Below are 18,997 nucleotides of genomic sequence, written 5' to 3'. Positions count from 1 at the left end.
ATTGATAACAAATTTATCCGCTAATTTTTAGGTTTGTTTTTAGCATCTATAATAGCACCTGTACCAGCACCCACGCCAGCACCAATAACTCCACCAATTAATGCACCTTTCAAAGGTTTATTATTTCTAGAAATAACAGCACCTGACACAGCACCCACACCCGCACCAATCAATGCTCCTTTAACAGCACCACTCATTTTTTTCTTTTTCACAACTGTTGAAGAACTAGTAGTACTCACGCTCTCAGTGGTAGTTTTTTGTCCTCCTGCTGAAACCTTGCTTGATACGCTTTTTGTGCTTTTTAATTCAGTGACATATTTTATAGAATCAATGCTTGCTTGTTTAGCGGCCTGAATTTTCATAGAATCAATAGCCATTTGCTTTGCTAATTTAAGTGCCTCCACATTTTGTATCGAATCGATAGCCATTTGTTTGGCTTGCTCTATTTCTGTTTTAGAGGTTGAATTACACGAAACCATCATAAATAAAGCAGATAGAATAATTAGTACCTTTTTCATAAATATAAATTGTTTGATTTTAATATACTAAGACCCTTGAAAAAAGTGTTCCATTTAGATTAACGCACAACTGTGGAAAAAAATCTACACTAAAATGAAGGAATCCCACAAAGCAGTATTAGATTTTTGATAAAGAACATTTAACAAATTGTTTACGGCTAAATGAACATTTGCTTGACCAACAGTGAGGAAGAATTGAAAGAATGATTGAGAGAATAGCGAGGAGGTTAAAACTTATTATCATAAAAGTATCGTTATCTAATTGTAAACTTAACACACCAGATAAATTTTTTATTTATTCCATTTTTGATTAAAAGAATAATTATCATAAATTTAAAAATAAACATTTTAATTTATGAATAAGCGTATACATTCAATTGACTTTATGAGAGGTTTGGTAATGGTAATTATGGCTTTAGATCACGTTAGGGATTTAATGCACGTAGATGCTATTGCTCAGAACCCAACAGATTTGGTGACAACTACTCCGTTTCTGTTTTTTACTCGATTTATCACTCATTTTTGTGCTCCCACCTTTGTTTTTTTATCTGGCACTTCGGTGTATATTTCTCTTAAGAACAAAGAAAATATTGGACAAACCCAATGGTTTTTACTTAGCCGAGGGTTGTGGTTAATATTATTAGAATATACTATCGTAAACTTTGGAATTTGGTTTGATATCAATTTTGGAATTATATTATCACAAGTAATTGCAGCCATTGGTTTTGGGTTTGTATTGTTGGCTATTTTAGTGAGGCTACCAGCCAAGGTACTTGGGATATTAGGCTTATTGATTATACTAACGCATGATTTAATAACGCCACTACCTTCCGCTATCCAAAATCCTGATTTAAAGTTTGTTGCCACTTATCTTTTTGCGTTAAATGCATTTCCATTGATGCCAGATTTTACCTTTGTGGTTTCATATCCAATTATTCCTTGGTTTGGAATTATGCTAGTGGGCTATGCTGCAGGACTTATTTTCGATTTTCCTCTCCAAAAAAGGAAAAGAACTTTATTGGTAATAGGCGCATCAATGCTTGTAATTTTTGCGGTAGTGAGATACAGCAATTTATATGGAGATTTGAGCAAATGGTCAGTACAGAAAAATCCTACCTATACTTTCCTATCGTTTATCAATGTAAGCAAATACCCTCCTTCATTTTTATACACCTTTCTTACGTTGGGGGTAATGATAGTGGTGCTTTCTTATGTTGGGGGACTAAAGGGTAAGTTTGTGAAAATTATTTCAGTTTATGGTAAAGTACCTTTGTTTTATTACCTCATTCACTGGTATCTAATCCATGGGTTGATGATAGCTTTGTTATTTATACAAGGTTTTACGTGGGAGGAATTGAATTTTGCAACTTTTACCTTTGGTAGACCAACAGGAAAATCGGGACTTGATTTATCAGGCATTTATTTGGTATGGATAAGTGTAGTTATTGTAATGTATCCTCTTTGTGAATGGTATGGTAATTACAAAATGGATAATCCAGAAAAGAAGTGGCTTCGTTATTTATAAAAATTATAAGGGATAAAATCATCATGATTTTATCCCTTATAGTTTAATCTTTAATTTGTCGAATTATCCTTGTTTTTTATCCTTTTGGCATCTTTCAGGCTTTTGTTCAACATCCATTCAATTTGCCCATTCACACTTCTGAATTCATCTGCCGCCCATTTTTCAATGGCTTTCATCATTTCAGCATCTATTCGCAAGGCAAAAGATTTTTTTTCAGCCATAACTTATTGATTTAAAGTGCCTGTATTGATTACAGGCTTGGTTTCGCTGTCGCCACATAACACCACCATCAAATTACTTACCATTGTAGCTTTCTTATCTTCATCAAAAGTAATGATATTTTTAGCACTTAATAAGGTTAATGCACTTTCTACCATACCAACAGCCCCTTCTACAATTTTATGACGTGCCGCCACGACAGCAGAAGCTTGTTGACGTCTTAACATTGAATGTGCAATCTCAGGAGCGTAAGCTAAATAGGCAATTCTAGCCTCTATTACTTTGATACCCGCAATTTCTAATCTCTCCGTTACTTCGTTTTCAAGGGCATTATTGATGTCATCAAAGTTGGTACTCAACGTTATTGTTGCCATTTCGTCCTCAAAATGATCGTAAGGGAAAGAGCCTGCTAATTTTCTAACAGCCGAATCTGTTTGAATTTTAATAAAGCTAGTATAGTTATCGACATCAAAAATAGCTTTAAAGGTGTCTTCTACCTTCCACACTAAAATAACACTTATTAGAATAGGATTACCCATTTTATCATTCACTTTTACCTTATCGCTTTCAAAGTTTCGAGCTTTCATAGACAAACTTGTACGAGCATAAAAGGGGTTAATCCAAAATAAACCATTTTGCTTAATTGTTCCTTTATAATTACCAAATAGCAAAAGTACCTTAGCAGTGTTCGGACTAATAATAATAAAACCTTTTGCTATCAATAAAAGCAAAATACACGCCACAGTAGCATCAAGTGGATGTTTGTAAACAATTCCGAAAATCAAGAACCCAAAACTTAATAATAAAACAAAAAGGGCAACGTATCCATTAAATGGATTAATGTTTTTTTCAGTGTTCATAGAAGTAATTATTTTGATATTAAAATGATATCACAATAATAGTATAATTTTTATTTACAAATGGTTGTTATCGTATTAAATATCAAGAAAATAGTATGAGTGGTTGATAGCATAGATTAACGTAGGAATACAAAAAAAACCTTCAAGATTCTTGAAGGTTTTTAATGAATTTTTTTGATTTATTTGTAGTCAAAATCTTCGACAACACAGTTTCTGACCCATGACTACTTATTTACTTAACCAAATATTTCGAACTTACCCAGCCTTCTATATCATTTAGCCCATGAACGATGTCTAATACTTCTACAAAACTCCACGTTCCTTCACGTTTCAATACAGTTACTTTTGTATTGGTTGGTAGCATATCTGTAATGGTTTCAAACTGTGTTCCTGCTCCTTTCCGTATATTTACATTAGTACTCGTCTTATACAAATCTAAAGTAGCATCTTTACGGCCCATTGCTTTGGATTTAAAGCTTGCCATTGGAAAAGCGGGACCTGGGTCGCTTTTTCTAAAAGGAGCAATGTCTTCATGACCTATTACATCTTTTAACTGATAAGTTTTTACTAGCAAAGTCGCAACATCTATTGCTACTGACAACTGTTTTTCTGAATATTCTTGCCATCCATTTTCAGACGTTTCATTTTTATGTTTGGCAATAATTACATCATTGTCAGCTACAGTGGTTTTATCTACGGGACAAACCCATTTACCTCCTTGTTTGGCTAACTTACCACCGTTTACCAATTCGATGCCTATTGAATAACTATTTAATCCGTTCAAGCCATTCCATTGACTTACACCAGCATGCCAAGTGATGATATTAAAAGGGGCAAACTGTGTAATCGTACCGTCTCTATCAATCACCAAATGGGCAGAAGCCTTGGCCGTAGGATTCAAAAACCAAGCAATAGAGCCCGAAGCTTTAGTAGCGGCGGTATAATGCATCACCAAATAAGAAGGAGTGTATTTTCCTGCTTTGTTAGGAGTAGGACGATAGCTTACCTGCTTACCATCATCAGTATAAAGTAAATGATTTAGAATTTTCATAATCGTGACAGTTTTGAGAAAAGGTTTTTTAAATAATTATTGATTTACGAAGGTATTATAAGATGTTTGTCATTGATTATCAATGATTTAATTTTGAGTAAAACTATATATTTATCGTAGTCAGGTCAAATAAAATAGGCATTTTTGCTTCTAATTTTTATTAAACGGTAGTTCAGCGTATACTCATGCAAAATTTAGTTAGGCTATGTAGAAATGTTGAGCAGAATTGAGTAGAAAAATAGGAGGGAGGAGGAAAAAAAATAGCTTGATGAATTTGTATCTGAGGTACAAATTCATCAAGCTGTTAAATCGTAAATGTAAAATAAACGATGTTAACGTATATCCATCTTTTGAACCGCAGCGATGAAAAGCTATTAACTCATCACTCTCAGTTTTTACTTAATTCAATATATAACGTTCAATGACTTCAGCCACTCCATTATCGTTGTTCGATGCTACAATCACATCAGCTTTATGACGAATCTCAGGCGTCACATTATCAACCCATACACCTAGTCCAGCGTATTCAATCATTGACAAATCGTTATTGGCATTACCCACTGCGATGATTTCATCGGCATGGATATTTAACCGTTCGGCCAATCTTGCTAAACTAGCGGCCTTATCGATACCTTTCTGCATGATTTCTAAGAAAAAAGGCTTAGAAGTCGTGATACTTTTATGATTAATTTGGGCTTTTAATTTTGTACCTACACTCGCCAAGTATTCAGGTTCTTCAAGCATCAGGCATTTTACAGAAGGAGCGGTGATAGCCTCCTTAAAATTGGCTACTTTACGAAGTGGCATTCCAGTAAGGCGAGCTTCCAAGTTGATATATTCCGATTCAGATTCCGTAATAATTGCCCCATCGTGATATGCTAAAATGTGTACATTATTTTCCACACTAAAGTCATATAGCTCATGAATATGCTCGGTACTAATGCTTTGCTCGAATAATACTTCATTATTCGTCATATCTGTAATCACCCCACCATTATAAGACAATATATAAGAACCATAGGTATCTAAAGATAAATCTTTGGCATAAGTTGTCATCGCAGGAGTGGGTCTGCCAGAAGCTAAAACTACATAAACACCCTTTTCTTGGGCTTTTAGAATCATCTCTTTATTCTTATCAGAAATCAGATGTTCATCAGAAAGTAGGGTGTCGTCCATATCTAACACCAGCATTTTATATTTCATTTGTAAGGATTTTTCTGCAAATTACAACGCAAGTACTTATGAGCTTACATTATCTAAAAAAGTTTATATAGTTTCCTGATATTAAGTAATATGCAAGAAACACTGGCATTCAATTTTAGTGTTTAATAGTTATCAATAAGTTATATCAAGTAATGAGTTAAAGTGATTAATCACTAACTCACTCATTCGCTAACTCACTCAATTATTTTAAACAAACATGAAAAACTCAATTTATCTATTTTTGATTGGTACAATACTATTTACATCATGTGGCAATAATGCTGAAGTACAAGCCCTCAAACAAGAAAATGCTGCGCTATCTGAACAGTTAAAAGCGATGAAAGCGAACGGTTTTGCCAATGCTCCCAAGTACATCTTAAAGATTCGCTTGAAGCAGTCCCATTTTTCGCTAAGTATCAAGAAGCACATCAAAGATGCTGTCAATGCAGTAGAGTTTGAATTGCCCGTAGATAAAGAGTTTTTTGATTCTGTTTCTGAAGGTACAGAACTAGTGGATAAATTTAGATTTGGCTCATTTGTTTTATATGGTAGCTTTGGTGATTGGGAAATGACTGTTAAGGAGAAAGAAGTTAGGGAAGTAAAACCTTAGGTTTTATATTTTCCTCCATAAAACTCATTACATTTTGTTACATTGTATGTAAAAACAACGAAATTTGCCTTCAAATTTAAAAATCCCTGATGCGCAAATATTCTATTATTATTCCTGTTTATAATCGTCCTGATGAAGTGGAGGAGTTGCTCCAGTGTTTGGTTAAGCAAACATATACTCATTTTGAAGTAGTGATTGTTGAAGATGGTTCGGTTACTAAATGTGAGGAGGTTGTAAAAACGTTTAAAGAAAAGCTAGATATTCATTATTATTACCAACAAAATACTGGACAAGGCTTTGCTCGGAATACTGGTTTTAGTAAAGCCACAGGCGAATATTTTATCATTCTTGATTCAGATGCACTGATTGAAAATGATTATTTGTCAATTGTTGAAAACCAATTAAATACTGACTATTTAGATCTCTATGGTGGACCCGACCGTGACCATCCGAATTTTACGCCCATTCAAAAAGCCATTAGTTATTCTATGACTTCTATTTTTACTACAGGAGGAATCCGTGGAAGTAAAAAGAATTTAGGAGGTACTTTTCATCCACGAAGTTTTAACATGGGACTTTCGAGAGAGGTCTATGAAAAAACAAAAGGCTTTATCATCACTCGAATGGGCGAAGATATCGAGTTTAGTATCAGGGCTATTTCGCTAGGCTTTAAGTCTGGGCTAATTCCAGAGGCCTTTATATATCATAAACGAAGAACCAGTTTTGTTCAATTCTACCGTCAGCTTAGATTTTTCGGTAAAGCCCGCATCAATATCAGCCGATATTTCCCTAAAGAATTAAAACTAGTACATACTTTCCCGATGGCTTTTACACTGGGATGCTTCTCGATACCATTGTGGTATTTTATTTTTACGCCTTTCTTTTACCTTGGAATCATAATTTTAGGCATTTATATATTGCTTAACTTTCTTGATTCAACGATTAAGAATAAAAGTGTTGAAGTAGGTTTGCTTAGTATTATTGCTGTATTTGTACAACTAATTGGCTATGGAGTGGGTTTTATGAGCGAAGGGTGGAAGAAACTGTTTGAAGATAAAGGCTTCAAACAAACAGGGGAACAAATAGAGTATCCTTCATAATAAAGATTTGTGAATGATGTCTTATATTTTACATAGACTATCAAATAAAAATTCCAAGTTGAATTTTCAACTTGGAATTTTTATTTATTGTTAACTCATTGCTCATAGCTCAAAACTGATAGCTAACAACTACTAATAATATTGCTCGATAGCTAAATAATTTTGAACATAATCATTCACGCCCTCTTCTAATGTTGTAAAGTTTTTATCATATCCTATTGATTGAAGTTTCGACATATTTGCTTCTGTAAAATATTGATATTTATCTCTAATATCTTCAGGAGTATCTATAAATGAAATATTTTCAGGAACATCCAAGGCTTTGAATGTATTTTTAACCAAATCTAAGAAAGTACGTGCATTGCCTGAACCAAGGTTGTAAACACCAGAATTACGACGATGGTGCATCAAATAAATACATACTTCTACAACGTCTTTTACATATACAAAATCGCGCATTTGCTCTCCATCCTTATAGTTTTCATTATGCGATTTGAATAATTTCATCATACCAGTATTTTTAATCTGGTTGAAGGTATGCCAAATGACAGAAGCCATGCGACCTTTGTGAAATTCATTTGGTCCATACACATTGAAGAACTTCAACCCAGCCCAAAAGAATGGTTGTTCTTCCTGTTTTAAAGCCCAAATGTCAAAATCATTCTTAGATTCTCCATAAGGATTCAAAGGCTTTAATTGAGGAATTAAAGACTCGTTGTCATCATAACCTAATTCACCTAATCCATAAGTAGCTGCTGATGAGGCATATACTAAAGGGATTTGATAGTCATGACATTTCTTCCAGATTTTCTTTGAGTAGTTTAAATTCAATTTGTTAAAAATATCAACATTGAATTCAGTAGTATCTGTTCTCGCACCGATGTGAAAACAAAACTCAACTTCCTGATAATTTGCGTCTAGCCATTCAAAAAAGTGTTCTCTGTCCACCCTTTCTTGAATTTTTTTACCATCAAGATTTTTATTTTTCTGTTCATCAGAAAAATCATCAACGGCGATGATATAATTGAAATTATCTTGATTCAAACGCTGAATCAGGCAACTTCCAATAAATCCTGCGGCACCCGTAACAATAATCATAGAGTAGCAATTATAATAATTGTATTTATACGTGTTAGGTAAATTTAAAAAACTATCAAAATTAAAATTAAGTTTCCATTTAAACTATACACAGATTTTGGAAAAAATATAATTTTTCAAAGATTTGTGTGAGTTTTTTACTTTTATAATTAAGTTCTTTACTGAATTTGTTCAAAAAAGATAAGTAAAAATGCTTAATATTAGAAATTGAATTTATTCAGGAAAGCGGGATATTCGCACAATTAATTTTTTTGAGAATAAATTCATCGTAATTTTGCGGACTATTCATATTTATAGGTATCTATTGCTATTGTTTTCCCAAGGATACCTTCACTTGTAAACACTGAAAACAATGGTTTATGTAAGTCGTAAAGAGTATTTTAATGCAGCACACAGGTTGTATAATCTGAGCTGGTCTGAGGAAAAGAATCGTGAAGTTTTTGGTCCTTGTGCTAATGTAAACTGGCACGGTCATAATTTTGAATTGATTGTTACCGTAAAAGGCAAACCCGACCTTGATACTGGTTTTGTAATTGATTTAAAGGTGTTAGGAGATATCATCAAACAAGAAGTCATAGAGAAAGTTGATCATAAAAATCTTAATCTTGATGTAGATTTTATGCAAGGCAAAATGGCAAGTTGTGAAATTTTTGTCATGGAGATTTGGAAAATATTAGCCCCTAAAATTTTAGAAGCTTCGTCTACTGCTAAATTGTATAGCTTAAAATTGTACGAAACTCAAAAGAATTTTGTAGAATATTTTGGTGAAGAATAACGCTTATTTTGAATGTCGGATTTAAAGATGTAGGTATTAATAGCATACCAAAAATATTCAGGAATCCGAAATCTGCAATCCAAAATCAAATGAAATATTATATCATCGCTGGTGAACGTTCGGGAGATTTACACGGCTCGAATTTGATTAAAGGTATTCGTAAACATGACAATGATGCTGAAATCCGAGCTTGGGGAGGTGATATGATGCAGGCCGCTGGGGCAGAAATTGTAAAACATTACAAAGACCTTGCCTTTATGGGATTTTTCGAGGTCGTAAAAAATCTTCCTACGATTATTGGCTTCTTTAATTTTTGTAAAAAAGATATTTTAGCTTTTCAGCCCGATGTGGTTATCTTGATTGATTACGCAGGTTTTAATATGCGTGTTGCCAAATTTGCTAAATTAAAAGGCATCAAGACATTCTATTATATTTCGCCAAAGGTATGGGCTTGGAATCAGTCGCGCGCCTTGAATCTGAAAAAGTATGTGGATAAATTATTCGTCATTTTCCCTTTTGAAAAAGACTTTTTCAAAAAGTATGATTATGATGTTGATTATGTAGGAAACCCGTTGTTTGATGCCATTGCCGACTTTCAGCCTGCGAAAGATTTTAGAAAAGAAGCACGACTAGGACAGAAACCTATTATCGCTTTATTGCCAGGCAGTAGAAAGCAAGAGATTGAAGGAATGTTATCGGTAATGCTTACACAAGTATATTTATTCCCTGATTATCAATTTGTTATTGGTGCGGTGTCTAATTTACCTAAAGAGTTGTATGCTCGTTGGCAATCTATTTTTCCTGTAAAAATTGTCGTTGATGATGCCTATAATCTGTTGTCAGTAGCTGATGCCGCTTTGGTTACTTCTGGCACTGCAACGCTTGAAACCGCTTTGTTTAATATTCCCCAAGTAGTTTGTTATCGTGGCGGTTGGGCAGCCTATCAGGTTTATAAACGAGTAATTAGGGTACCATTTGTTTCGTTAGTAAATTTAATTGCAGGACGAAAAGTAGTGACGGAATTACTCCAATATGATTTGACCAAAGAAAACCTACAGGCTGAATTGACAAAAATAACGGTTAATAAAGAAAGCCGAGAAGAACAATTAAAAGGTTATGAAGAAATTAGAAATTTACTCGGCACCAAAGGAGCTTCTGAAAAAGCAGGTGCTTTGATGGTAAATTATTTAAAACAACCGCAAGAGTTATAATAAACATGAATCATCCCGAATTTTATTTATAATAATGAGTTTTAGATGATTTTAAGTTTTTGTAATATATTCTCGTCCTTACTTTTTGCCTTGATGCAAAAAGTAACAAAAAAATCAAGAATTCCTAAACTCGCTATCGCTCAAACAGTAGGAATTCGTTTTGCATCAATCACAAACATGAGTCACCCCGAATTTTAAAATCATAAAAAAGCGGTCGAAATTAGTTTTTCGACCGCTTCTTTATGATTGATGAATCCCGAATTCCTACTGTTTGAGCGGAGCGAGTTTAGGAATTCTTGATTTTCTTTTGTTACTTTTCTTTCATCAAGGAAAGAAAAGTAAGGACTAGACAATAATAAGTAGAAAACCTCTCAAATTGTCTCCCAAACGCACAATTTTAGGAAAAATTCGGGATGACTCATGTTTGTTAATATTTTAAGTAATTACTTATCCAGCTTTTCTTATACCCACCAATCTTATCAAAAAACAAAGCAATTTGCTTTAAATCGGCATGGGAGTCAGCCGTTGTATAAAAAGGCTCGCTGATAACAATTGCTTTGATGGAATAATCAAAACCAATCATCACAATGGGTATGTCAGCGTTTTTAGCGATAAAGTAAAAGCCCATTTTTAATTTATCAACATCTTTTCTCGTTCCCTCAGGCGCAATTACAAGGTGTAATTCTTCTTTTGAATTATATAAAGTAGTGACAGCTTTTACAACCTGATTATTGCTTGAACGATCTACGGGGTAACCACCCAGCCAATAAAACATCCAACCAAATGGCCCTTCAAATAATTCTTTCTTTCCAAGAAAACCCATTTTTACACCAATAGCAGCTCTGGCACCAATTCCCACAGGGAAATCGACTGATTTTGCGTGTGGAGCTACAATCAAAATACTTTTTTTGATATATTTTGGAAATTCGCCAACAAGTTTCCAACCTGCTAACTTGAAAAGGAATTTGAATAAAAAATTAAACATTATAATGAGAATTGAAAATTAAGTTTTGTGTAACAGACTTTCGTTTTTCTTACTGAAATTAACTGATTCAATATCGATAGTCAATTATTTAGCAGAAAAATCAATTTGCATAAATGGGTATGGCGTGAAACAAAGGATAAAGATAAGTAATGATAGCCACCCTAATAAATGTCGTTTGAAATCTAAAGGTTCATCTATTTCTACTTCTGGATGATATATCCCCAAAAATCTGCCTAGTAAAAACAAAAAAGGAAAGAAACCTGAAAATCCTTGAATGCTTGCCAAAGACGGAATATAACTCAATATAAATTGTGCAACGATAACGCTTAAGCTTAATACCCATGAGGTAAGCTGGTTTTCTGAGATTCTTGAAAAACAAATTCTCAAAAATAATACATATCCCAACAGCCATGTAAAGAAATCAGATTCAGATTTATAGTATCCTGTTGGCCCTATGTTTTTAATGTCGGCAATGGTAAACATTCCATATCCAGCAAAAAAAGCAAAACCGATAAAAATAATAGGAGAGATAATATTAAATTTCTTTTTGCCTATTAGCCCATAAAGAATATGCCCGCCGTCTAATTGACCAATTGGAAATAAATTGAGGGCTGTAAAAAACAAGGCTAAATATCCTGCCCAAATCAACGGATAGTGCATGATTTCAAAATTGGGAGGTAAAAGAGCAGGGTCTGCTACGTAGTTTTTAAAGAATTTGAACAATAGATTATCCCCCAATACTAATTGATTATTCATAAATTTAGGGATTTTCATTACCTCTGTAGGATAATTTCTCCCAAACTGTTGATAATCAGGATGTACAGTGAAAATATGTTCAAAGGGAGGCAAATGAGTAAACCCATAATATAACACGCCTAAGGCTACAACAAAACCCGCTAAAGGGCCAGCAATGCCAATATCGAAATATTGTTTTCTTGAACGTGTTTTCCCAGTGATGCGAATGACAGCTCCCAATGTTCCAATACCTATGTCCGTTAGAACACTCAACCACATTGGAATATAATAGGGGAGGGAAGTTTTGATATTATAATACCTTGCCGTAAAATAATGTCCAAATTCGTGGCAAGTGAGGAATGCTAAAAATGGAATAGAGAATTGAAAGCCTTGCCAAAAGTCTTCAGGAAAATGTAGAAGATAAGGTTCGGGAAAAAAGAAAAAAGCCTTGGCAGTCATTGCTTCTGCACCTGCCAAGGTTGTTGTTATTAAAGTAACGATGAAAAGAACCGCTTGGATAATCTCTGTTTTATACTTCATTTGAAAATAAATCTAAAATCGTAAATTCTTGAGGAACAATTTGCTTTGTTTGAATTCCTATTGCAGCTGCTCCTTCTAAGTTTACTAACAGGTCATCCAAGAATAAGGTTTCAGAAGCTATCAGATTAGCATGACTTAACACCGCTTCGTAGATGTCCACTTCAGGTTTTAGCTTTTCCATTTCATACGAAAGAAAAACATAGTGAAAAATATCACTAAAACGCTTGATGCCTGTAGCGCGCTCTAAAATTCTTTCTACTTCCAAAAAATGAATATTGCTAGTATTGGAAAGAATATAAATTTGATATTTTGTCGCTAATTTTTTGAGGAGTTCAATCCTTGCAGGGTCAATATCCATCAATAATGCACAAAATGCCTTATCAATATCTTCGTCACTGGCCGTGATTTTTAACTCTTCTCTAATTTCTGCCCTGAATTCAGCATCGCTTAGATGTCCTTTTTCGTATCTAGACCAAATTTGCTTTTCTTTCAAAATTCTTTCACTTTCTTTCCAGTTTACATTTTCTGAAATCTCTGTAAAAGCCTTAAATGTTCTTTCAAAGTCAATATCTATGATTACGTTTCCTAAGTCGAAGATGATATTTTTCACTGATTATATACACCCATGTTGCCAAATTTCTCAATTCTTTGATTGATTCTTTCGGCAGGGCTAATGTTTTGAAGTTCAGAAATCGTTTTAAGTATCACGTCTTTTACAGTTTGACTGATTGTCGGATAGTCAAGATGTGCACCGCCTAATGGTTCTGGAATAATGCCATCTACTAAACCATTATTCAACATATCCGTAGCCGTTGGTTTCAATGCTTCGGCTGCTTGCTCTTTAAAATTCCATGTTCTCCATAAAATAGTTGAACAGTTTTCTGGAGAAATTACAGAATACCATGAGTTTTCGAGCATCAACACTCTATCACCAATCGCAATCCCTAAAGCCCCACCAGAAGCACCTTCGCCAATGATTATGCAAATTACAGGTACTTTTAACATAAACATATCACGAATGTTTCTAGCAATGGCTTCGCCTTGTCCGCGTTCTTCTGCCTCTAAGCCGGGAAATGCACCAGGTGTATCAATCAAAGTAACGATTGGTTTGCCAAATTTCTCTGCCATTTTCATTAAGCGTAACGCTTTACGATAGCCCTCTGGGTTTGGCATTCCAAAATTACGTAATTGGCGTTGCTTAGTATTTTTTCCTTTTTGCTGACCAATGAACATAATTGTTTGGTCACCAATTTTACCAAAACCACCCACCATCGCTTTATCATCACCTACATTTCTATCTCCGAAAATCTCGATAAACTCATCACAGATGTTTTCGATATAGTCTAACGTATAAGGGCGTTCAGGATGACGAGAAAGTTGAACTCTTTGCCAGCGAGTTAGATTAGTAAATGTTTCTCTTTTTAGCTCTTCGATGTTGGCTTCCAACTGTGAGGCAGCTAAAGACACATCTACATTATTATCAATTGCCAATTTTTTCATTTCAGCTAACTTAGCTTCAAGCTCGGCAATAGGTTTTTCAAAATCTAGTAAAGTACGCATATTTAGTTTTTTACGGTTATTAAATTATCCGTTGACTATTTTAGAAAGGTAAAATTCAGCGAATAAAACTGAAGTTTTAAAAATATTCACGCAAAATTAGACAAATATCAACCTAAAAGAAAAGACTGACCAAATTTTTGAGATTTGACCAGCCTTTTAATCTATTATAAAATATATTCTTGTCCCATTTCTGGAATTTCAATATTTGAATATCCTTCGTCTTCAAGCAAAGTCTTGAAAGTATTCATACTATCTTCTTCTCCATGAATTAAAAACACTTTTTTAAGCTTTTTAGGAGATTGTTTCTTGACAAAATTCACTAAATCCTGTTGGTCTCCATGACCCGAGAAAATATCAATTTTTTCAACATTTGCTAAAACTTGATATTCTACATCTTTGATTTTCAGCGACTTCTGTCCGTTCATCAAGCGCCATCCCAATGTTCCTTCAGATGAATAGCCTACCAACAGAATAGTACAATATACATTGTTGATATTGGCTGCAATGTGTTGTTCTACTCGCCCTCCAGAAATCATTCCCGAAGCTGAAATAATAATGCAAGGCTCAGCATAATTAGAAATAGCCTTACTTGATTTTTCACTTTGAATATATTGTAAATTTTCAAAATCAAATAAAGAATCATTTTCCTCATAAAAATCTCGGGCTTGTTTATTCAGCTGTTTGATATTTTTTTGATAAACCTTGGTAGACGCATACGCTAAAGGGCTATCACTGAATACTTTAATAGGCGTAAATCCTTTTTCAGAATATAATCTATTAAGGGTATAAAGCAATGCTTGCGTTCTACCAATAGAAAAAGCTGGAATGATTAATCTGCCCGGAATATCAATACAAGTACGCTGAATAATTTCAGCTAAGGCTTCTTCGGGTGTTTTTTTGTCTTCGTGCAATCTACCCCCATAAGTAGTTTCGCATAATAAGTAATCAACCTCTGGAATTTCAGTAGAAGGGTCTATATGCAGAGGATAGTCTTTTCTGCCGATATCACCAGAAAAACAGATACTTTTGGTCTCACCATTTTCTTGTACTTCAATAATAATATGAGCCGCACCCAATAAATGCCCAGCAGGAATAAACGTTACCCAAGCATTATCGGCGATTCTGAATCGTCTGTGAAATTGAAGTGTAACAAAGTTACTCATGGCATCTTCAACGTCTTTCTGTAAATATAAATCGCCCTTGATGAGCAACCTATCCATCTTCTTTTTCTTCTTTTTGCTATCTCCTTCTGCTTGTTTTACTTTTTTTAAGTTCAGATTGGCTGCATCATACAACAAAAGGCTTGTCAAATCGGCGGTTGAAGAAGTACAAAGTACTTGCCCTTCATAACCTTCACGATACAACATGGGGATATTTCCAGAATGGTCTATATGTGCGTGTGTAAGAAGAACTAAGTTTATTTGCGAGGCCTCGAATGGAAAAAATGCTTTATTACTTACTGGTTGTGAATAATCAACTTCGCGACCCATATTTCTTCCACAATCAATCAGAATCTTAAATTCATCATCTAGTTCAAGTAAATACATACTACCCGTCACCTGCCTCGTAGCTCCCCAAAAAGTTAATTTCATTCTATGTATTTTATGTTTTAAATCCTAATTGGTAATTAGTGTAATTACAAAGATACCAAAAAGAGCTTCAATTCAAATAGGTGAATTTCCTGAAAAACAGAAAATATCCAGAAAGTATTTGTCTATCTGGACTTTATCCCCCAAAATTTTGCGTGATTCTGCTGAAAGGACTATTTTGTGATTTATAAGGATTTTTACTTAACCTGATTGCACAGCCCATCACTTTATAATTCTTATTGAGCAAATTAGCACGGTGCCCAGGCGAATCCATCCATTCATTTACAATATTAGTCGCCAACTCTTTATAAGTTTGCATCGTCAATGTTTTTTCTGTTTTACAATCAATGTATTGAAAATCACCCCCCTTTCTTTTAGGTTCAATAAGACAAAACATATCGTCTTTCGATTGAATAATATCAAACTCGGCAATATTTTCAGCCATTTGTGAAAACTCACTAGTTTTATTCATGATTCTTTTGGCAAAAGTTCTGTTGCTTCTGCTAGAAGGGTCTTCGTGGCTATAAAAATTCTTATTAATCATTGCTTCTGAATGTTCAGATGCTACTTGATGTAGTACAGAAGAATGAGAAAAGAGTGGGAGATGATATTTCTTTCGCTGTAAATTACTTATATGAAATAGCGTAGCATCAAGTAATTCTTCATTGGGATTTCTAGCATCAATGGGTTGATTGACTGCTGCTGAGCTTAGGAAATCATTTGGATTGACTTCATAAAAAGAAGATTCTGTTTGAAAAGAAGTGCTTACAACACAGAATAATATTAAAAATAGATACTTCATACGTTTTTTATTTATAAAACGTATGAAGTATCTACTATAGTTTATTTAGCAAAATCTGCAGCTAATTTATTTAATGTTTCGTCAGTAACTTTTCCAGAAGTGATTACAGTACGATAGCGGAAAGTAACAGATTGTTTGGGTGCCAACGTATAGTTCAACTCTTTCTTTTCTTTACTGAAAACTTTCTCTCCTAATGGATTAGCCGCAAAAAGACCATAGCCTCGTGCATGCCAAAACGTAGGATAGTTTACATTTTTAGGGTGGTCGATGATAGCAATAGAAATATCTTCATCTTTGATTTTACCAGCTAAATTTGTCCACTTACCTCTAGTACTCCAAACGTTCTCGCCTTCAATTCCTTCACTGCTTCTATAATTACCCGTAATGCCTGTGTTATCCAATTTATCCACTTTGGTTTCAATACCACTTGCATCTACAAAAACATCAGGTTTGTCAGAAGGGTGTTCTAATTCACGCGCAACTCTGATGGCAAAAAAGCCATCTTTTACATCTTTAAAAACAACTTCTTGGTCTTGAGCAGTCAATGTTGTAATTCTGTCAATAATGCGTTGGTTACCTTTTGCATGAAAAACATACGTTGTTTTTTCTTTCAAAAGCGTAGCACCCTTTCCATCTGTATCTATCCAGTCGGCTGTTACAGATAAATTTGCTTTGCCTGCTCCGCCTTTGCTTGATACGATACCAGTATGCTTAATAGTCCCATATTTCGAACGATCTTTAATAGCGGTAGAATTGTTCCAGAAATCAAATCCATTGACAGATTCATAATTAAGCCACATTCCTACATGGTGTGGATGATCAACTCTTTCTCCGGGACGGGTAGCAAAAGGATATCCACGCGTAATAGTAGTTCCTTTTGAAGTAAGAATAGGGAACAATACGGGTTTTTTTAGAATGGCATCGCTTGGATAGAAGTAAGCTGTAAAAGGTTTATCGTCCACTAATACATCTACTTTGTTTTCATTTTCTTTAACAACAAGTTTGATTTGATCTTTTTTTTGTTGAGCCATTGCGAAATTATAGCCAAATAAAAGTGTACAAAGCAATAAAAAGTTTTTTTTCATTAGTATTTTGTTTGAGATTTTTACCATTAAAATTGTGTTTACATATTCAAAGCATAAAAGTCATTTTTTATACTTGTCAACCTTTAAATTTCCTGTTTTTTCATGGCCAGATTCAGCCAATACAATACACCGATAAATATAATAATTTCGAAAAAGTATTCCATTGTAAAGCGTATCTCAGAGAAATCCTTGAATTGAAGAAATGGTTTACCAATTCTAAACCATAACGAAGGCTGGAAAGAAGCAATGAATTGTATCAGAAAAGTAATGACGATAAATCTTTTACGACTAAAAAAGTTAAAGCCAAAAATCAGGGGCATAGAATAGATGAAAACATAATTGGCATACGAGCCGATTTGTATCACCATCATTAATCCAAAAAGAATTATCCAAATTTTAGGAATGTATTCCTGAATGGTTAATTTCCTGCTTAGATAAGTCTGCCATAGGGCAAATACTAGGATGACAAAAAGGCCAATCCAGTTGATTATCTTGATATTATCACTTAGGTTAAGATGCCAAATGAAAGGATTTGCAATAGACCAAGCATTGGGAGCCATAGGCTCTTGAGCCAAACGGATAGGCATCAAGAATGAATTACCACCATAATACAATAAGAAAATAAGCACAGGTAAGCCTATTACTAAATTACCAAGAAAGAATTTGACTTTGTCTCTTACTTTAAAAAATATCAGCGGAATAAATAACACAAAAAAAGCTTTAGTGCATAATAAGCCAAGCCCCGTGACAATACCTAATATGAAATCTGTTTTTTGTTTTTTCCAACAATAAATGATCAAACAAGCAAAGCCCCACATCCAAATATCTTCTTGTCCGCCAATGACACAAAAAATAAAAGGACCAGGGAGTAATAAATAAATTAATGTTTTGAATAAATCGGTAGATTGATTTTTAGAAGAGAAAGTAATCACCGTAATCCAAAGAACAAATAGTTCAATAAGTATCATCAAGAGCGTGACGGCTTCGGGAGTATCCCAAAGGAAAAGCAATAAGGCAGTGATATAAGGGAATAATGGCGAATATAATGACTCGAAGTCTCGGTATACTAATTTTAATTCAAGAGCTTCTTGGGCTGATTTCCAAAAAATAATGACATCCGACTGTGGCTTGAAATCTAAGATAACATAAACAATTATAAAGGGGATAATCCTAAATAAGATAGATAGTATTAAAAAAGAATTAACTCTTTTTAATTTATCAAAGATTTTTTCTAAATCTTGTTGATATCTAAAAGCAAGTAATGCTATAAAACATAATCCTGATGAAATTAAAATTTTAAAATAAATCGTTCCGTAGGTTGTCATATCTATCATATTATCTATGAAATTTAGAGAGCTAGTTGCATAACTAACCCAGATGATTGAATAGAATTTAATAGCTAGTGGTGGTATAGCCTAGTATAACGTGTACGAGAAGATGTAAAACAAAAATTTAAATACAGTATATAAAGTATCTAAATGCTTTTATGAAGAGTGGTTAGGTAGCCTTGGAAGAAACCCTCTTAAAATAA

Annotated in this window: 19 protein-coding genes; 5 read left to right on the top strand and 14 right to left on the bottom strand. The window is 34.0% G+C overall.

Annotation, left to right across the window (positions count from 1 at the left end):
* Nucleotides 1-20 precede the first annotated feature (20 nt).
* Complete coding sequence (locus tag AC1RNE_RS02425; protein WP_492799455.1) at nucleotides 21-518, bottom strand: YMGG-like glycine zipper-containing protein; 498 nt, start codon at nucleotides 516-518, stop codon at nucleotides 21-23.
* A gap of 355 nt (nucleotides 519-873) precedes the next feature.
* Between AC1RNE_RS02425 and AC1RNE_RS02420 the strand changes: the two genes are divergently transcribed.
* Complete coding sequence (locus tag AC1RNE_RS02420) at nucleotides 874-2,043, top strand: acetyltransferase domain-containing protein (protein ID WP_492799454.1); 1,170 nt, start codon at nucleotides 874-876, stop codon at nucleotides 2,041-2,043.
* A gap of 50 nt (nucleotides 2,044-2,093) precedes the next feature.
* Here AC1RNE_RS02420 and AC1RNE_RS02415 read toward each other — a convergent pair whose 3' ends face one another.
* The 4 genes from AC1RNE_RS02415 to AC1RNE_RS02400 form a co-directional block, all read right to left on the bottom strand.
* Nucleotides 2,094-2,264, bottom strand: coding sequence for a type II toxin-antitoxin system antitoxin (locus tag AC1RNE_RS02415; RefSeq protein WP_323252891.1), 171 nt, complete (start codon nucleotides 2,262-2,264; stop codon nucleotides 2,094-2,096).
* A 3-nt stretch (nucleotides 2,265-2,267) separates the two neighbouring features.
* Nucleotides 2,268-3,122 carry an SPFH domain-containing protein gene (locus tag AC1RNE_RS02410; protein ID WP_492799453.1) on the bottom strand — a complete coding sequence of 285 codons (855 nt, stop codon included), beginning with the start codon at nucleotides 3,120-3,122 and terminating at the stop codon, nucleotides 2,268-2,270.
* A 232-nt stretch (nucleotides 3,123-3,354) separates the two neighbouring features.
* A complete protein-coding gene (locus tag AC1RNE_RS02405; protein ID WP_492799452.1) occupies nucleotides 3,355-4,173 on the bottom strand; it encodes an N-acetylmuramoyl-L-alanine amidase in 819 nt (272 codons plus the stop codon).
* Between the two features lie 399 nt (nucleotides 4,174-4,572).
* Entirely contained in the window at nucleotides 4,573-5,376 is an 804-nt protein-coding gene (locus AC1RNE_RS02400) for a Cof-type HAD-IIB family hydrolase (RefSeq protein WP_492799451.1), read from the bottom strand.
* A gap of 217 nt (nucleotides 5,377-5,593) precedes the next feature.
* Between AC1RNE_RS02400 and AC1RNE_RS02395 the strand changes: the two genes are divergently transcribed.
* Nucleotides 5,594-5,986 carry a hypothetical protein gene (locus AC1RNE_RS02395; RefSeq protein WP_492799450.1) on the top strand — a complete coding sequence of 131 codons (393 nt, stop codon included), beginning with the start codon at nucleotides 5,594-5,596 and terminating at the stop codon, nucleotides 5,984-5,986.
* An 89-nt stretch (nucleotides 5,987-6,075) separates the two neighbouring features.
* Nucleotides 6,076-7,086: a glycosyltransferase family 2 protein gene (locus AC1RNE_RS02390; RefSeq protein WP_492799449.1), complete on the top strand. Its 1,011-nt coding sequence runs from the start codon at nucleotides 6,076-6,078 to the stop codon at nucleotides 7,084-7,086.
* Between the two features lie 132 nt (nucleotides 7,087-7,218).
* Here AC1RNE_RS02390 and rfaD read toward each other — a convergent pair whose 3' ends face one another.
* Nucleotides 7,219-8,184 carry an ADP-glyceromanno-heptose 6-epimerase gene (rfaD, locus tag AC1RNE_RS02385; protein WP_492799448.1) on the bottom strand — a complete coding sequence of 322 codons (966 nt, stop codon included), beginning with the start codon at nucleotides 8,182-8,184 and terminating at the stop codon, nucleotides 7,219-7,221.
* Between the two features lie 352 nt (nucleotides 8,185-8,536).
* Between rfaD and AC1RNE_RS02380 the strand changes: the two genes are divergently transcribed.
* A complete protein-coding gene (locus AC1RNE_RS02380; RefSeq protein WP_492799447.1) occupies nucleotides 8,537-8,959 on the top strand; it encodes a 6-pyruvoyl trahydropterin synthase family protein in 423 nt (140 codons plus the stop codon).
* An 89-nt stretch (nucleotides 8,960-9,048) separates the two neighbouring features.
* Nucleotides 9,049-10,170, top strand: a complete 1,122-nt coding sequence (lpxB, locus tag AC1RNE_RS02375; protein ID WP_492799446.1) for a lipid-A-disaccharide synthase — start codon at nucleotides 9,049-9,051, stop codon at nucleotides 10,168-10,170.
* 427 nt (nucleotides 10,171-10,597) lie between these two features.
* Here lpxB and AC1RNE_RS02370 read toward each other — a convergent pair whose 3' ends face one another.
* The 8 genes from AC1RNE_RS02370 to AC1RNE_RS02335 all read right to left on the bottom strand — a co-directional run bounded on the left by AC1RNE_RS02370 (nucleotide 10,598) and on the right by AC1RNE_RS02335 (nucleotide 18,800).
* On the bottom strand, nucleotides 10,598-11,155 hold the full coding sequence (locus tag AC1RNE_RS02370; protein WP_492799445.1) for a 1-acyl-sn-glycerol-3-phosphate acyltransferase: 558 nt from the start codon (nucleotides 11,153-11,155) through the stop codon (nucleotides 10,598-10,600).
* Nucleotides 11,156-11,239: 84 nt separating this feature from the next.
* Nucleotides 11,240-12,430 carry a site-2 protease family protein gene (locus tag AC1RNE_RS02365; RefSeq protein ID WP_492799444.1) on the bottom strand — a complete coding sequence of 397 codons (1,191 nt, stop codon included), beginning with the start codon at nucleotides 12,428-12,430 and terminating at the stop codon, nucleotides 11,240-11,242.
* The gene (locus AC1RNE_RS02360) at nucleotides 12,420-13,040 is read right to left on the bottom strand and encodes an HAD family hydrolase (protein WP_492799443.1); all 621 of its coding nucleotides are present in this window, start codon (nucleotides 13,038-13,040) and stop codon (nucleotides 12,420-12,422) included. Before AC1RNE_RS02360 ends, AC1RNE_RS02365 begins: the two co-directional genes overlap by 11 nt.
* Nucleotides 13,037-13,990, bottom strand: a complete 954-nt coding sequence (locus tag AC1RNE_RS02355) for an acetyl-CoA carboxylase carboxyltransferase subunit alpha (protein WP_492799442.1) — start codon at nucleotides 13,988-13,990, stop codon at nucleotides 13,037-13,039. The genes AC1RNE_RS02360 and AC1RNE_RS02355 overlap by 4 nt, the downstream gene beginning before the upstream one ends.
* Nucleotides 13,991-14,154: 164 nt before the next feature.
* Complete coding sequence (locus AC1RNE_RS02350; protein ID WP_492799441.1) at nucleotides 14,155-15,582, bottom strand: MBL fold metallo-hydrolase RNA specificity domain-containing protein; 1,428 nt, start codon at nucleotides 15,580-15,582, stop codon at nucleotides 14,155-14,157.
* Nucleotides 15,583-15,715: 133 nt separating this feature from the next.
* Complete coding sequence (locus tag AC1RNE_RS02345) at nucleotides 15,716-16,381, bottom strand: CAP domain-containing protein (RefSeq protein WP_492799440.1); 666 nt, start codon at nucleotides 16,379-16,381, stop codon at nucleotides 15,716-15,718.
* A gap of 41 nt (nucleotides 16,382-16,422) precedes the next feature.
* Nucleotides 16,423-17,466 carry a DUF6807 domain-containing protein gene (locus AC1RNE_RS02340; RefSeq protein WP_492799439.1) on the bottom strand — a complete coding sequence of 348 codons (1,044 nt, stop codon included), beginning with the start codon at nucleotides 17,464-17,466 and terminating at the stop codon, nucleotides 16,423-16,425.
* Nucleotides 17,467-17,549: 83 nt separating this feature from the next.
* Entirely contained in the window at nucleotides 17,550-18,800 is a 1,251-nt protein-coding gene (locus AC1RNE_RS02335; RefSeq protein WP_492799438.1) for a hypothetical protein, read from the bottom strand.
* Nucleotides 18,801-18,997 lie beyond the last annotated feature (197 nt).

It is taken from the genome of Arcicella sp. GW822-FHT02H01, assembly GCF_058802005.1.
The sequence above is the reverse complement of the archived record's forward strand: the minus strand, read 5'-3'. Positions and strand labels throughout refer to the sequence as shown.

What these genes read in the sequence shown, in the direction of transcription:
- rfaD (WP_492799448.1), bottom strand. Translation starts at nt 8,184, where the DNA reads ATGATTATTGTTACGGGTGCCGCAGGATTTATTGGAAGTTGCCTGATT.
- AC1RNE_RS02395 (WP_492799450.1), top strand. Translation starts at nt 5,594, where the DNA reads ATGAAAAACTCAATTTATCTATTTTTGATTGGTACAATACTATTTACA.
- AC1RNE_RS02370 (WP_492799445.1), bottom strand. Translation starts at nt 11,155, where the DNA reads ATGTTTAATTTTTTATTCAAATTCCTTTTCAAGTTAGCAGGTTGGAAA.
- AC1RNE_RS02415 (WP_323252891.1), bottom strand. Translation starts at nt 2,264, where the DNA reads ATGGCTGAAAAAAAATCTTTTGCCTTGCGAATAGATGCTGAAATGATG.
- AC1RNE_RS02350 (WP_492799441.1), bottom strand. Translation starts at nt 15,582, where the DNA reads ATGAAATTAACTTTTTGGGGAGCTACGAGGCAGGTGACGGGTAGTATG.
- AC1RNE_RS02340 (WP_492799439.1), bottom strand. Translation starts at nt 17,466, where the DNA reads ATGAAAAAAAACTTTTTATTGCTTTGTACACTTTTATTTGGCTATAAT.
- AC1RNE_RS02405 (WP_492799452.1), bottom strand. Translation starts at nt 4,173, where the DNA reads ATGAAAATTCTAAATCATTTACTTTATACTGATGATGGTAAGCAGGTA.
- AC1RNE_RS02425 (WP_492799455.1), bottom strand. Translation starts at nt 518, where the DNA reads ATGAAAAAGGTACTAATTATTCTATCTGCTTTATTTATGATGGTTTCG.
- AC1RNE_RS02355 (WP_492799442.1), bottom strand. Translation starts at nt 13,990, where the DNA reads ATGCGTACTTTACTAGATTTTGAAAAACCTATTGCCGAGCTTGAAGCT.
- AC1RNE_RS02380 (WP_492799447.1), top strand. Translation starts at nt 8,537, where the DNA reads ATGGTTTATGTAAGTCGTAAAGAGTATTTTAATGCAGCACACAGGTTG.
- AC1RNE_RS02410 (WP_492799453.1), bottom strand. Translation starts at nt 3,122, where the DNA reads ATGAACACTGAAAAAAACATTAATCCATTTAATGGATACGTTGCCCTT.
- AC1RNE_RS02420 (WP_492799454.1), top strand. Translation starts at nt 874, where the DNA reads ATGAATAAGCGTATACATTCAATTGACTTTATGAGAGGTTTGGTAATG.
- AC1RNE_RS02365 (WP_492799444.1), bottom strand. Translation starts at nt 12,430, where the DNA reads ATGAAGTATAAAACAGAGATTATCCAAGCGGTTCTTTTCATCGTTACT.
- AC1RNE_RS02390 (WP_492799449.1), top strand. Translation starts at nt 6,076, where the DNA reads ATGCGCAAATATTCTATTATTATTCCTGTTTATAATCGTCCTGATGAA.
- AC1RNE_RS02400 (WP_492799451.1), bottom strand. Translation starts at nt 5,376, where the DNA reads ATGAAATATAAAATGCTGGTGTTAGATATGGACGACACCCTACTTTCT.
- AC1RNE_RS02335 (WP_492799438.1), bottom strand. Translation starts at nt 18,800, where the DNA reads ATGATAGATATGACAACCTACGGAACGATTTATTTTAAAATTTTAATT.
- AC1RNE_RS02345 (WP_492799440.1), bottom strand. Translation starts at nt 16,381, where the DNA reads ATGAAGTATCTATTTTTAATATTATTCTGTGTTGTAAGCACTTCTTTT.
- lpxB (WP_492799446.1), top strand. Translation starts at nt 9,049, where the DNA reads ATGAAATATTATATCATCGCTGGTGAACGTTCGGGAGATTTACACGGC.